The organism is Mesorhizobium sp. LHD-90 (assembly GCF_030929505.1).
Classification (GTDB): Bacteria; Pseudomonadota; Alphaproteobacteria; order Rhizobiales; family Rhizobiaceae; genus Kumtagia.
Map to the genome: position 1 here is coordinate 1 of NZ_JAVFVV010000002.1, position 12783 is coordinate 12783.

A 12783-nucleotide genomic window follows, 5' to 3' on the forward strand; every position below is an offset into this window, starting at 1 on the left:
CGAGGGGCTATTGGGTCACCACGAGTGGCAACGTAACGGACGAGATGTGGATGGAATATATCAAGAACCAGACGCCACCCGAGCCCGATGACGACTTCAACGTGACGTGAGTGAATGCCTCGTCCGCCGCCGGCGGACCGATCCGGCTTTAAGCCGTAACCCGAAGCCACCGCCTTTTAGGCGGTGGAGCATTCACGACTAGAACTGTTTGGTGAGGCGACTGCGGCAATCGTCACGCTCCGTCCGGCGTCCCTCTTTGCGCCCTAAGGCGCTTGACGTCTCGGACTCGTTTCGCAAACTAACAAATAATAGTGGGCGGGCGACGAATGTCAGAACGGACGAAGAAATTTGAGGTCGAGTTAGACAAGCTGGTAGCTGAAGGAACAAAGCTGCTTGTAGCAATTCAATTTGACTGCAAGCCATCGGAGTCTAAGAAGGCCTATCTGGCTACTTTCGGAGGAGATCAGAAAAAACTCGCCGACTTTGTAAATAAATTGCCAAACTTCAGAGAGAGTTATCAAGAGTGGTACTCGAAGGCGCAGGCTATAATTAGGCAGATAATGCCTGGTCGATTGTCGGATTTTATTTCATATTTTGATGTGCCAAAAGGTAGAAAGGACATTAGTTTCCAAAATTACATGATTCGTGACTATCTCCAGGTCTCAAAGTGACTCGTGGATGGGAGAAGGAGGTGGTTGTCGATGGGTCTGCTGCGATTCCTGAATTTGAACAGCAGCTAAATATGATAAAGGCCGCAAAATCGACTCTAGGTTCAACTTTAATGGATATGAGGTCTATACTGCAAGCAGACCTTTTTGATACAGAAGTCGAATCCGCAGAAGCCCTTGCGAAGGCAGGGTATTTGCGAGCATCTGGTACAATTTGTGGGGTTGTCATTGAAAAACATCTTTTGCATTTGTGCGAATTGCATGATATCAAGATTTCCAAGAAAAACCCGGGTATCTCTGATCTGAATCAATCCCTCAAGGACGCCGACGTAATTTCGATTCCTCAATGGCGCTTTATTCAGCATTTGGCGGACATTCGAAATCTGTGTGATCACGCAAAAGGGCGAGAGCCTAGCAAGGAGGAGATTGCAGATCTGGTGGCAGGAACCGAGAAAGTTCTGAAGACCATATTTTAAGCTATTCCGTGAGCGTCAATTTTACTAGTTAAAATATCAAGGTGCCATTACAAAATCTCGCATAGAGCTGATATCGTGGAGCGATAGCTTTACGATGAGTCGCTCACAATATAAGAGGGTTCACGTGCGCTCCATAACCCCGAAATTGACGCCTGAACTCTTAAATCACTACGGCACGAAAGAGGTCGACAAGGCGGATGCTTTTCCGGTCAGAACCTTCCGCCAGTTAGTCGAACATGTAGCTCGTTTAGCTTATATCAACAATGATGAGTTTCTATTCTTTCGTGGGCAGAGCAACGACTACCGTAGTCGAGCCGGCGGAACGACGCTTTATCCCGGAATTTATCGAGGGGACGCTATTCCAGAACGGGAGATACGTCACAGATTTGATATGCTGGATCAGGCCTGCAAACTTTTAATCGAGAAATGGCGTAGCCAATCGCTTGAAGGTTTAAGAGACATTCGGCTCAAACGATACGTCCAATGGAGCATTTTGCAGCACTACGAGGTTCATCAAACACCACTTCTCGATGTTACGCATTCGCTGCGGGTTGCGTGCTCGTTTGCGCAGCTAAAACGCACCGGAGGAACTGCCTACGTGTATGTGTTGGGACTCCCTCATGTGACGAACCGCATTTCAATCAACTCTGAACATGAAATCGTTAACGTGCGACTGCTCAGTATATGCCCTCCAGCAGCGTTGCGGCCGCATTTTCAAGAAGGCTACATGGCGGGAACTAGCGACGTGACCACGGACTTCGATTCGAAAACGGAACTCGATTTCCGAAATAGGCTGATCGCAAAGTTTGCCATTCCAGATACGGTTGCCTTCTGGGGCGGGGCTTTAATGTGATACCTGATACCGCACTCTATCCGCGTGGGGACAGGATCAAGCGGGTTTGCGACGAGATTAGAAGCGAACTGAAGGACGAATTACAGGTCGGCGACGTCGGGTTGTTTATGCGGGATTGGGTGGAGCTCGAGGAAATTATTCTCGGACACGCCCGTAAGCTCACAGACAGAAACCTCTCGTTGGGAGAAGCGATTTCTAGCTTGTACAAGCTAGAAATTATATCAAGCGAAACAGCACAGCAACTACAGGTTCTGCGGAAGTTTCGTAACCAATTAGTACATGCGCCGAGACATGTCAGCTCAAAGTCCGTCAAGGAATCGTTAGAGCATCTTCAGGCTGCTCTTTCTGAGATCAAGCGAGGACCCCAGATAAGGCAAGTAGCTGCAACCGAGCCGTAGCGTGTACTCTCACTCCGCCGCCTCGCGCTTTCCCGCCTTCGGCCGCCGCTCCAGTAGTTCCTTCAAAAACTGCCCCGTATAGCTCCGCGGCTCCTCGACAACCTCCTCCGGCGTGCCCTGCGCCACCAGTTCGCCGCCGCCGTCGCCGCCCTCGGGGCCGAGGTCGAGAATCCAGTCGGCGGTCTTGATCACCTCCAGATTGTGCTCGATGACGACCACCGTGTTGCCCTGGTCGACCAGTTCGTGCAGCACTTCCAAGAGTTTCGCCACATCGTGGAAATGCAGGCCGGTGGTCGGCTCGTCCAAAATGTAGAGCGTCTTGCCGGTGGCTTTTCGCGACAGCTCCTTGGCGAGTTTTATGCGCTGCGCCTCGCCGCCTGAGAGCGTCGTCGCCTGCTGGCCGACATGGATGTAGCCAAGACCGACTTTCGCCAGCGTCTGCAGCTTGTCGCGCACGGAGGGCACCGCGGCGAAGAACTCGGCGCCTTCCTCCACCGTCATGTCGAGCACGTCGGCGATCGACTTGCCTTTAAAAGTGACCTCCAGCGTCTCGCGGTTGTAGCGCTTGCCGTGGCAGACGTCGCAGGTGACGTAGACGTCGGGCAAAAAGTGCATCTCGATTTTTATCACGCCGTCGCCCTGGCAGGCCTCGCAGCGGCCGCCCTTGACGTTGAAGGAGAAACGGCCGGGCTGATAGCCGCGCGCCTTGGCCTCCGGCAGGCCGGCGAACCAGTCGCGGATCGGCGTGAAGGCACCGGTGTAGGTGGCCGGATTGCTGCGCGGCGTGCGGCCGATCGGGCTCTGGTCGATGTCGATGACCTTGTCCAGAAATTCCAGGCCCTCGATGCGGTCGTGGTCGGCCGGGTGCTCGCGTGAGCCCATGATGCGGCGCGAGGCGGCCTTGAACAGGGTCTCGATCAGGAAGGTGGATTTGCCGCCGCCCGACACGCCGGTGACGGCGGTAAACGTGCCGAGCGGGATTTCGGCCGTCACGTCCTTCAGATTGTTGCCGCGCGCGCCGACCACCTTTATGCGCCGGCCCTTCTTCATTTTTCGGCGCTCGTCCGGCACCGCGATTTCCAATTCGCCGGTCAGGTATTTGCCGGTGATCGAGTTGGGATTGGCCATGATCTCGGCCGGCGTGCCCTGGGCGATGATCTGGCCGCCATGGATGCCGGCCGCCGGGCCGATGTCGACGACGTAGTCGGCATGCAGGATGGCGTCCTCGTCGTGCTCGACGACGATCACCGTGTTGCCGAGGTCGCGAAGATGCTTCAGCGTGTCGAGCAGGCGGGCGTTGTCGCGCTGGTGCAGGCCGATAGAGGGCTCGTCGAGCACGTAGAGCACGCCGGTGAGGCCGGAGCCGATCTGTGACGCCAGGCGGATGCGCTGGCTCTCGCCGCCCGACAGCGTGCCGGAATTGCGCGCCATCGTTAGATAGTCGAGCCCGACGTCGTTGAGGAAGCGCAGGCGCTCGCGGATCTCCTTGAGGACGCGCACCGCGATCTCGTTCTGCTTGGCGTTGAGTCTTGCCGGCAACTCGGTGAACCATCGGTCCGCCTTGTGGATCGACATGTTGGAAACCTCGCCGATATGGCAGCCGCCGATCTTGACCGCCAGCGATTCCGGCTTGAGGCGGAAACCGTTGCAGGCGGGGCAGGGCGTGGCCGACATGAAGCGCTCGATCTCCTCGCGCATCCAGGCCGATTCCGTCTCCTTCCAGCGGCGTTCGAGATTGGGGATCACGCCTTCGAAGGTTTTTGTCGTCTTGTAGGAGCGCAGGCCGTCGTCATAGTTGAACGTGATCTCGCGCTCGCCGGTGCCGCGCAGCACGGCGTGTTTCGCCTCGTCCGAGAGGCTGGAAAACTTGTCGCCGAGCTTGAAGCCGAAAACTTTGCCGAGCGCGTCCAGCGTCTGCGCGTAGTAGGGCGAGGTCGATTTCGCCCACGGGCTGACGGCGCCATCGCGCAACGTTACGTTTTCGTCCGGCACGATCAGGTTCTCGTCGATGGCGCGCTGGCTGCCCAGCCCGTCGCAGGTCGGGCAGGCGCCGAACGGGTTGTTGAAGGAGAACAGGCGCGGCTCGATCTCGGGGATGGTGAAGCCAGAGACCGGGCAGGCGAACTTTTCCGAGAAAAGAATGCGTTCGTGCGTTTCGTTCGCGGATTTGTTGACCGCGTCGTCGCCGGTCTGGCTGGCGTCGAGCGGCTTGTCGGCGAATTCGGCGACGCAGAGCCCGTCCGCCAGCTTCAGCGCCGTCTCGATGGAATCGGCCAGCCGCGCCGCCAGGTCGCCGCGCACCACGATGCGGTCGACGACGACGTCGATGTCGTGTTTGTATTTCTTGTCCAGCGCCGGCGCGTCGGCGATCTCGTAGAACTGGCCATCGACCTTGACGCGCTGAAAACCCTTCTTCTGGAGTTCCAGCAGTTCTTTCTTGTATTCGCCCTTGCGGCCCCTGACGATCGGCGCCAGCAGGTAGAGGCGGGTGCCTTCCTCCAGCGCCAGTACGCGGTCGACCATTTGCGACACCGTCTGGCTCTCGATCGGCAGGCCGGTGGCGGGCGAATAGGGGATGCCGACGCGCGCATAGAGCAGGCGCATGTAGTCGTAGATTTCGGTGACGGTGCCGACCGTGGAGCGCGGGTTGCGGCTGGTCGTCTTCTGCTCGATCGAGATGGCGGGCGACAGGCCGTCGATCTGGTCGACGTCCGGCTTCTGCATCATTTCCAGGAACTGCCGGGCATAGGCCGACAGGCTCTCGACATAGCGCCGCTGCCCCTCGGCATAGATGGTGTCGAAAGCGAGCGAGGATTTGCCCGAGCCCGATAGGCCGGTCATCACCACGAGACTGTCGCGCGGCAGGTCGAGGTCGACGTTCTTGAGATTGTGCTCGCGCGCGCCGCGCACCGAAATGTATTTGTGGTCGGCCATGCCGCTCCGCCGCCTGTCAATCATTGAGAGTCCCGGCCGGCCCGTCTCGAACCGCCTTCGCCTATGTAGGTATGGCGGCCGCCGTTTCGAGGCGGGCGCCGCCGAAGGCGGATTTACGCGCCTTTGGCGGGGCGGGGCAAGCAAAAAGAACAAAGGCCGAACGTTCTCCTGACAAAGCTGTTGTGCCAGCCGCGGCGGCGGGATGCCGATCACATTTTTCGCCGGCTGATCATCTTGGGTTGACGCGGCCGGCAGGGCTTGGCAAACTCATCTCCGTCGCCCGGGAGAGATCAGCAAGGCTGATCGGACGGTGCGAAAGCCCGGTTCGCGAGACGCCGCGGACCAAAACTCCCGGCTGGCCTTTGTTGAACGAACACGGGAGCGAGGCATGACTCCACCGGATAGTTCCACGAGGCTCCGCGCCTGAACCGGAGCCGGCGGCAAGCGAACAGCCGGGACGAAATCCGGCAGGCAGAGCTGGCCGTTCCCCCTACAATCAGAGACTGCTAGTCGGGTCGTCGGCTGACGCCGCGAAGCGCCCGAGATGAAAGCCGGTGAAATCCCCCCGGCAATAGGGTAATATCCGAAAAGAAGCCCTGCGCGCTCTGACCAGCGGCAGGGCTTCGTCTTGTGGATGGGGTCCGCCATCGCACGGCGGCACAGTCGCGCTTTGCATCAGCGGCCGTCAAAGCATGTCGCGCCTTATCCGCTTCATTCTGTTTCTCGTTTGGCGGGCGCCCACTTCGGCAGGTCGCTCGGCCGATGAACCACATCGACCTTCGCGACCTTCCTTGTGGATCGCCTCGCCAAACGAGAAACAGAATGAAGCGGATAAGGAGCGACATGCTTTAAGATGCCGTCATTCCACCGTCCACAATGGCTGCGATCCGATGGCGAAAAATCATGAACTCAACGGCTTGATCAAATGGTCGAACCGCGAAGAATGGCGTGATCTCTTCGACGACGTTTTCGAGGAGCATTTCGGATCGGCCTTCGACGACTACGGTGTCGACTACGAAAAACTCGAGGAATTGATCGGCGAAGCAGAGATGAGAAATCTCTGGGGCTGCGCGTTCGAGGATTTCCTCACTCGGCCTGCCTCTGAAGAGGACGAGCGGACGATCGTCGACGACTATCTCAAGCGGCGCGGCTGGAAGGAGTCGCCGTCGGCGCGCCGCTACATGGAGGCGCTGCGCGACTCACTGTTCAGCCTCTACGAGGTAAGCGGCATTGTCCCGGGACAATCCATGCTGCTGCGCGATCTGGTCCGTGGCGGCGAGCCCGCGCTTGTCACCGAACACTCCGCCACGCGCATGCTGAAGGAGGGCGATCGCCTGGGCTGCCGGGTCGTCGAGGTGGCGGGCAAACAGCGCCTCGGCGGCGGTCTTATGCGGTTCAGCGAGACAGCCGTCGCCGAAGTCATGCGGGTCATCGCCGATCCGATGAAACAATTGGGCGAAGAGGCCTCGAAACAGGAAATTCCCGCCGATGACGTTCTGGAGGGGCTCGACCTGCAAAGCCTCGGCGAAACCATGTTCCTGCATGGCTCCGCGCCGGAATTCACCGCGATCTGGCTCGAAGACACGCTGAGCGGCAAGATCGCCAAGGTGCTGCCGCCCCGCTTCAACAGCGACGGCGAAGAGCTTTCCTTCCACACGATCAGCTACCCGCTGACCGCCGGCGTTTCCGTCGATGGGATCGCCCGCCGGCTGAACGAGACGCCGGAGCTGCTGCGAGAGGATGAAGCCGTTTGGAACTGGGTGGAAACGCCGGCCGGTGCCGCTTCGGCCCCGTCCTCGGGCAAGGGGTCTTATGTCGAGAACGAGCGGCTTCACATCACGCTGGAGGATGGGAACGAGGTGCTCGCCTCGATAAACCTGCAGGACCGGATGCTGATCCTTTCCGCCAACTCGAAGCTTCGCGCCGACCGGGCGAAGATCATGCTGAAATCCATTCTCAAGGGTCAACTCGGCCAGCCGCGCATTCAGCTTCACAGCTATGACGAACTCGCCAACCCCGACGACGAACCCGAATTTGCCACGCACGACCTCTTCACACGGCTGCTCGACCTGCCACTGGACATCCTTGGCGACGTGAGCCCGCGCGAAGCGGCGCGCACCGCGCAAGGTCGCGGCAAGGTCGCCAAATGGCTGGATGAGTTGGAGGTCTGGGGCAGGGAGCAGCCCGGGACCGTCGGTTACGATTTCGGCTGGATCTGGGAGGAACTGGGCATCGCCGATCTCAGGACGAAGGCGAAGTGAGAAATTCGACTGGCCGGTTCGTCAGCGCGGCAGTGTGTTCAGCGTGCCGGCGCTGATGTCGACGGTTACCGAGCCGGATATTTTCACGTCCCAACTGCCCATGCGAACGAAGCCGTTCTCGTCCTTGCGCGGCTGTTCCAGCGGCTTCGCCAGTTGCTTCACGATCGGCTCAGGCTGCGTGACGCCTGGCAAGGAGGCGGCGGGCTGATCGGCGAGCGCCGGGGCAATGGCAGTCGACGCGGCTACGATCAGGACGGTGGTTGGGATGGCGGCGGCGATCATGCCGCCAACTATAGGAACGATGCCACCGAAATCAAAACGCGACAGCGCGAGCTCCTGACATTTTTCGCTGGCGTCGTGCGAACAAAACAGGTACAAACAAATTGTGGACAGGCCGTAGGAAATTTCCGCCGATCGCCGCATGGGGAGCCCCGATCGGATAGGATGCGGCCCCTTATGGACAGCCAAAGTTAGGACGAGCGTGGAGACGTATCATGGCGGGTAGCGTGAACAAGGTCATTCTGGTCGGCAATCTCGGGGCCGACCCTGAAATTCGCCGGCTGAACTCGGGCGATCCGGTGGTCAATTTCCGCATCGCAACGTCGGAGACCTGGCGTGACAAGAATTCCGGCGAGCGCAAGGAAAAGACCGAGTGGCATAACATCGTCGTGTTCAACGACAACCTCGCCAAGGTCGCCGAGCAGTACCTGAAGAAGGGCATGAAAGTTTACGTCGAGGGCCAGTTGCAGACCCGCAAATGGCAGGATCAGAGCGGCCAGGACCGCTACACGACCGAGGTCGTGCTGCAAAAGTTCCGCGGCGAGCTGCAGATGCTCGATGCGCGTGGCCAGGGTGGCGACCAGCAGGTCGGCTATTCCAACGATCGCGGCGGACGTGGCGGCGGTTCGGATTTCGGCTATTCGAACGCCGGTGACGATCATGGCTCGAGCCGCGGTGCGCCCGCGCGGGGCGGCGGCGGTTCTTCGCGCGATCTCGACGACGAGATCCCGTTCTAGGATCGACCGTCGGACTAAAGATGGAATTCCTGATACCCTAAAGGCGTTGTTTTACAGCGCCTTTTTCCTTTTCGTCGAGCTGGCATGTCGCGCCCTGTCCGGCCATGGGAAGCAGCGATTGAAGGCAACGATCCGGGATATCGCCACCGCCGCTGGCGTAGGAACGGCGACTGTCGAGCGGGTACTGAACGGTCGCGGCGGGGTAAGGCCCGACACGACCGAGAAGGTTCTCGCCGCGGCGCGCAGGCTCGACTACGCCAGGCGACTGCCGGAGCAGCACCGTGGGGTCCTGCGCATCGAAGTTATACTGGTCCGGCCGGAGACGACCTTCTTTGCCCGCCTGTCCCGCAGTTTTGAACGCATCGCCGCCTCACTCGACCCGTTCGTCTCCATACACCGCACATTTGTCGATGAGGCGGATCCCGGGGCGATAGCCAACCGTATCGGAAATCCTCATGCCCGCCGATCGGGGCTCGTCCTGGCCGTGCCACAGTATGACGAGGTAAGCCTGGCGCTCAAACGGCTGCTGCGCGACAACGTACCGGTCCTGCAGATCGTCACCCGCCTTGAGGACGTCGAAACCGACTTCATCGGAATTGACAACGAGGCGGCCGGCCGCACGGCGGGCCAATTGATGGCTGCCCTGCAGCCAAGGCAGGGCCCCGTTCTGGTGCTGTGCCATTCCGACGTTTATTCGATCCACAGGCAACGTGTGCGTGGCTTCGCAGATGCCCTGCGCCGCCATAATCGCGGCAATCTGGGGCAAGCCGAGATCGCCCACACCCATGACGATCCCATGCGTGCGGCGGAGATACTTCAGGACGCGCTTCGGCGAAGTCCCGACCTGGCAGGCCTATACAATGCCGGCGGCGGAAACTTTGCGCTCTGTGACGTGTTGAGGAAATTCGGCTCTGGCAGGGTGACCTTCATCGGGCATGAACTGACCGAGCGAACAACTGCTGCCCTGCGCGACGGCACGATGCATGTGGTTATCGATCAGGCGCCGGAGGCGCAGGCGCGTCGCGCCATAGACTTGATGTTATCCCGACTTGGCGTCGTCGACGCGAAAATCGAGAATCCTTCCATTCGCTTCGTGACCGTCACGACCGAAAGCGTCTGATCAGATTTGATCAACTCAGTTCGCGACCCTTTGCGTCGGCTGCTGTAATTGTCGATGCCGTGGAGGAGCGAATGGGCGGCAAGCAGCGGCAGTAGGTCAGCGCCGTCAAGGCGTTCACAGAGGATGTCGAGACCGGTTGCTATCCGCAGACCGGCCATTGGATGGGCGCTGCCGCCCTCGAATGCCCCATGATCGCTCGCAAAGGCTTTGAAAGGTCCCGCCATGGACGACCTCTTGTACGGGCAGCGAAACAAGCGCGGTGACTGGGCTCCGAACGAACCCGCGGCGACGGCGCCGCTTTTCGTCTTTCCACCGCAGCCGTTGAAGCTGCTGCGGTGGCTGCCGCACTACTTCTTCCCCTACAATCTGCTGTTCGCCGCCTCGGCGGTGGCATGGTGGCATCTGGCGCTGCCGGACGTCGAGACGATGCAGACCTTGTCCTGGAGCTGGATCGTCAGGCTGTTCTTCATAAACGCCGTGGCCGTGTTCCTGTTCTACGGCGCTTTCGAACTGAAGCTCTACATCCGGCGCTCGCAGGGCAACCGCTTCAAGTACGACTGCAAGTTCCCAGCCGACCAGCGGTCGAAGGTGTTCGTGTTCGAGCGACAGAACCTCGACAACATGATGCGGACCTTCGGGACCGGCCTGCCGATCTGGACCGGCATTCAGGTGGCCGTGCTCATGGCCTACGCCAACGGATGGGTCCCGTGGCTGACCTTCGCGGAGCACCCCGTCTATCTGTTTTGCCTGGCGTTGGTGGTCCCTGTCATCCACGAGACGCACTTCTTCCTGCTCCATCGTGCGATCCACTGGGGGCCGCTCTACAAGTGGGTCCACTCCGTTCACCACAATTCGGTGAACCCTTCCCCGTGGTCTTCGCTGTCCATGCACCCGGTGGAGCAGTTCTTCTACCTGGGGACCATGTTCTGGCACCTGCTCATCCCGTCGAATCCGATCATTGCCCTCTACCAGCTACATGTCGCCGGCTTCGGCGCCATTCCCGGTCATGTCGGCTTCGACAAGGTGGAAATTACCGACAGAACCGGCTTCGATAGCCACGCCTACATCCATCACCTTCACCACAAGTATTTCGAAGTGAACTACGGCGACGGTCTGATCCCCTTCGATCGGTGGTTCGGCACGTTCCATGACGGCAGCAAGGATGGCGAGCGCCAGATGCAGGAGCGCTACCAGAAGAAAAAGGCCCGCATGAATGCCAAGGCGGAAGCGCTCAAGCGCAAGCAATCCACCGGCGCCGAGGTGTGAGATGCCGGATTGGGTCGGTCCGTTCGGGGCTGCGGAGCCGTCCTGACGGCTTCGGCAGACGGAGCGCGTTCGGCTACGCCGCCACCAGCGCCTTGACGCCGTCGGCGACGAACTGCACCGCCAAGGCCGCCAGGATGACGCCGAGCAGGCGCGTCAGGATCGAGCGGCCGGTCTGACCGAGGAAGCGGTCGACGCGTTCTGCAAGCACGAAGACGAGATAAGTCAGTCCCAGGCAGACCAGGATGATGCCGACCAGAGCGGACTTTGCCGCGATCCCCTGAAAACTGCCGGAAAGCAGCACCGTCGCCGAGATCGCGCCCGGTCCGGCGATCAGCGGGATCGCGAGGGGAAAGGCGGCGATGTCCTGGATGTGATCCCTGGTGACCGCCACGTCAGCGCTTTTCTCCTTCCGGTCCTGGCGGCGCTCGAACACCATCTCGAAGGCAATGTAGAAAAGCAGCAGCCCGCCGGCGACGCGGAAGGCGGGCAGCGTGATGCCCAGCCCGCTCAGAACCACCGCACCCGCGATGGCGAACAGGATCATGATCGCGGAGGCGATCATGGTGGCGCGAACCGAGACCTGCGTTCGCTGCTCGCGGGTCATGCCGCGCGTCACGGCCAGGAACAGCGGCGCCAGCCCGGGCGGATCGATCGTCACCAGGATCGTCAGGAACGCGTTGAAGATGCCGTCATAGCTCGGCATGTGAGACCCCTCCCGCCCTTGCCTGCGAGAGGTTAGCCCGGCCCCGCGCGCGGCGCCAGCACGGCTTTCAACGGGCGGGCGTTTCCGCCGCGACCCCGGTCCGGTATTCCGCCGGCTGCGGGGATTTCAGCCGCAGGGGCGAGCCCTTCAGCAGCAGCAGCGCCAGAATGGCCGCCATCATGACGATTTGCAGCAAGCCGCCGATCGCCGCATCGGAGATCGTCCACGACGGATCGTCGACGCTCGGCGTGGCGAAGAAGGCGAGGGCCTGCCCCGGCGGCCCTGCGGTGACGAAGAGGAAGGCGACCAGATTGTTGGCGAAATGCATGCCCATGGCCGCACCGAGATTGCCGGTCGCCTTCACCAGAAGCACTGCGCCCATGGCGAACAGGAAGATGGAGAAGATGACGGCCGCGTTCATCCATGGCTGCGCGTCCGGAAACCAGTGCGCCAGGGCGAAGAGAAGGGCAGGGGCGACGGCCCACACCCATGGCGAGCGGAATCGCTGCGCCAGGGTCTGCATAAGATAACCCCGAAACAGCACTTCCTCGGCCGAGGTCTGGATCAATAGAACGACCAGAGCGATCGGCAGGGCGATGAGCCAGGTGACAGGCGAAATGCCGGTCGCCGTCAGTTTCGGCTCGGTGAGGAGCGTGACGAGGCTGATGAGGACGGCCACGATCAGCGTCGCCAGCAGCGCTCGCCAGAAATCGCCGCCGGCGATCCGGCTCTCTGCGCCGAACAGCGTTGCAAGGCGGCGCCGGTGGACAAGGCGCACCGCCAGCCATACGCCCGGCCAGATGCAGCCGACCGTCAGGATCGCCGCCACCAGGCCCGCGCGCGATTCTGCGAAGGCGAAGAAGGCGTTGCCGCTGGACCGCGGCGCCCATTGCGCCGGCAGCCAGCCGAAGTGCAGGGCATAGGCGCCGCCTGCCATGAGCGCGAACGTTCCGGCGAACCAGACCGCGAGGATTATGCACAGGCCGATCAGGATGCGGGGCAGGGAGTTGCGGCCCTTCGACGCCTGCTCGACGAAGGCGTGGAAACGTTCGGAGCTGTCTTGGCTCGTGGACTGCACGTATTTTCCC

At 60.6% G+C, this 12783-nt stretch carries 11 protein-coding genes; 7 read left to right on the forward strand and 4 right to left on the reverse strand.

The annotated features are described in order from the left end of the window. Nucleotides 1-326: 326 nt before the first annotated feature. The 3 genes from RB623_RS02155 (at nt 327) to RB623_RS02165 (ending at nt 1997) form a co-directional block, all read left to right on the forward strand. Nucleotides 327-671 (forward strand): hypothetical protein, encoded by a 345-nt coding sequence (locus RB623_RS02155; RefSeq protein ID WP_308055109.1) that lies wholly within the window; start codon nt 327-329, stop codon nt 669-671. A 20-nt stretch (nt 672-691) separates the two neighbouring features. Then, on the forward strand, nt 692-1144 hold the full coding sequence (locus RB623_RS02160) for a hypothetical protein (RefSeq protein ID WP_308055110.1): 453 nt from the start codon (nt 692-694) through the stop codon (nt 1142-1144). 124 nt (nt 1145-1268) lie between these two features. Beyond that, a complete protein-coding gene (locus RB623_RS02165) occupies nt 1269-1997 on the forward strand; it encodes an FRG domain-containing protein (protein WP_308055111.1) in 729 nt (242 codons plus the stop codon). 407 nt (nt 1998-2404) lie between these two features. Here RB623_RS02165 and uvrA read toward each other — a convergent pair whose 3' ends face one another. Then, entirely contained in the window at nt 2405-5329 is a 2925-nt protein-coding gene (gene uvrA / locus RB623_RS02170; protein WP_308055112.1) for an excinuclease ABC subunit UvrA, read from the reverse strand. 890 nt (nt 5330-6219) lie between these two features. Between uvrA and RB623_RS02175 the strand changes: the two genes are divergently transcribed. Next, nucleotides 6220-7590: a hypothetical protein gene (locus RB623_RS02175; RefSeq protein WP_308055113.1), complete on the forward strand. Its 1371-nt coding sequence runs from the start codon at nt 6220-6222 to the stop codon at nt 7588-7590. A gap of 21 nt (nt 7591-7611) precedes the next feature. On the opposite strand, the gene RB623_RS02180 is transcribed toward RB623_RS02175, so the two are convergent. Continuing rightward, nucleotides 7612-8013: a hypothetical protein gene (locus tag RB623_RS02180; protein ID WP_308055114.1), complete on the reverse strand. Its 402-nt coding sequence runs from the start codon at nt 8011-8013 to the stop codon at nt 7612-7614. Nucleotides 8014-8084: 71 nt separating this feature from the next. On the opposite strand from RB623_RS02180, the gene RB623_RS02185 reads away from it, so the two are divergent. The 3 genes from RB623_RS02185 (at nt 8085) to RB623_RS02195 (ending at nt 10992) form a co-directional block, all read left to right on the forward strand. Beyond that, nucleotides 8085-8606 (forward strand): single-stranded DNA-binding protein, encoded by a 522-nt coding sequence (locus RB623_RS02185; protein ID WP_308055115.1) that lies wholly within the window; start codon nt 8085-8087, stop codon nt 8604-8606. 94 nt (nt 8607-8700) lie between these two features. Next, nucleotides 8701-9726, forward strand: a complete 1026-nt coding sequence (locus RB623_RS02190; RefSeq protein WP_374121629.1) for a LacI family DNA-binding transcriptional regulator — start codon at nt 8701-8703, stop codon at nt 9724-9726. A gap of 222 nt (nt 9727-9948) precedes the next feature. Further along, entirely contained in the window at nt 9949-10992 is a 1044-nt protein-coding gene (locus RB623_RS02195) for a sterol desaturase family protein (RefSeq protein ID WP_308055117.1), read from the forward strand. Nucleotides 10993-11065: 73 nt separating this feature from the next. Here the strand turns inward: RB623_RS02195 and RB623_RS02200 are convergent, their stop codons facing one another. Both RB623_RS02200 and RB623_RS02205 read right to left on the reverse strand, forming a co-directional pair. Then, entirely contained in the window at nt 11066-11695 is a 630-nt protein-coding gene (locus tag RB623_RS02200) for a MarC family protein (protein ID WP_308055119.1), read from the reverse strand. A gap of 67 nt (nt 11696-11762) precedes the next feature. Next, nucleotides 11763-12773 carry a type II CAAX endopeptidase family protein gene (locus RB623_RS02205; protein WP_308055120.1) on the reverse strand — a complete coding sequence of 337 codons (1011 nt, stop codon included), beginning with the start codon at nt 12771-12773 and terminating at the stop codon, nt 11763-11765. Nucleotides 12774-12783 lie beyond the last annotated feature (10 nt).

Coding starts and splice junctions, on each gene's coding strand:
- RB623_RS02155 (WP_308055109.1), top strand. CDS start 327: ATGTCAGAACGGACGAAGAAATTTGAGGTCGAGTTAGACAAGCTGGTA.
- uvrA (WP_308055112.1), bottom strand. CDS start 5,329: ATGGCCGACCACAAATACATTTCGGTGCGCGGCGCGCGCGAGCACAAT.
- RB623_RS02175 (WP_308055113.1), top strand. CDS start 6,220: ATGGCGAAAAATCATGAACTCAACGGCTTGATCAAATGGTCGAACCGC.
- RB623_RS02180 (WP_308055114.1), bottom strand. CDS start 8,013: ATGCGGCGATCGGCGGAAATTTCCTACGGCCTGTCCACAATTTGTTTG.
- RB623_RS02185 (WP_308055115.1), top strand. CDS start 8,085: ATGGCGGGTAGCGTGAACAAGGTCATTCTGGTCGGCAATCTCGGGGCC.
- RB623_RS02195 (WP_308055117.1), top strand. CDS start 9,949: ATGGACGACCTCTTGTACGGGCAGCGAAACAAGCGCGGTGACTGGGCT.
- RB623_RS02200 (WP_308055119.1), bottom strand. CDS start 11,695: ATGCCGAGCTATGACGGCATCTTCAACGCGTTCCTGACGATCCTGGTG.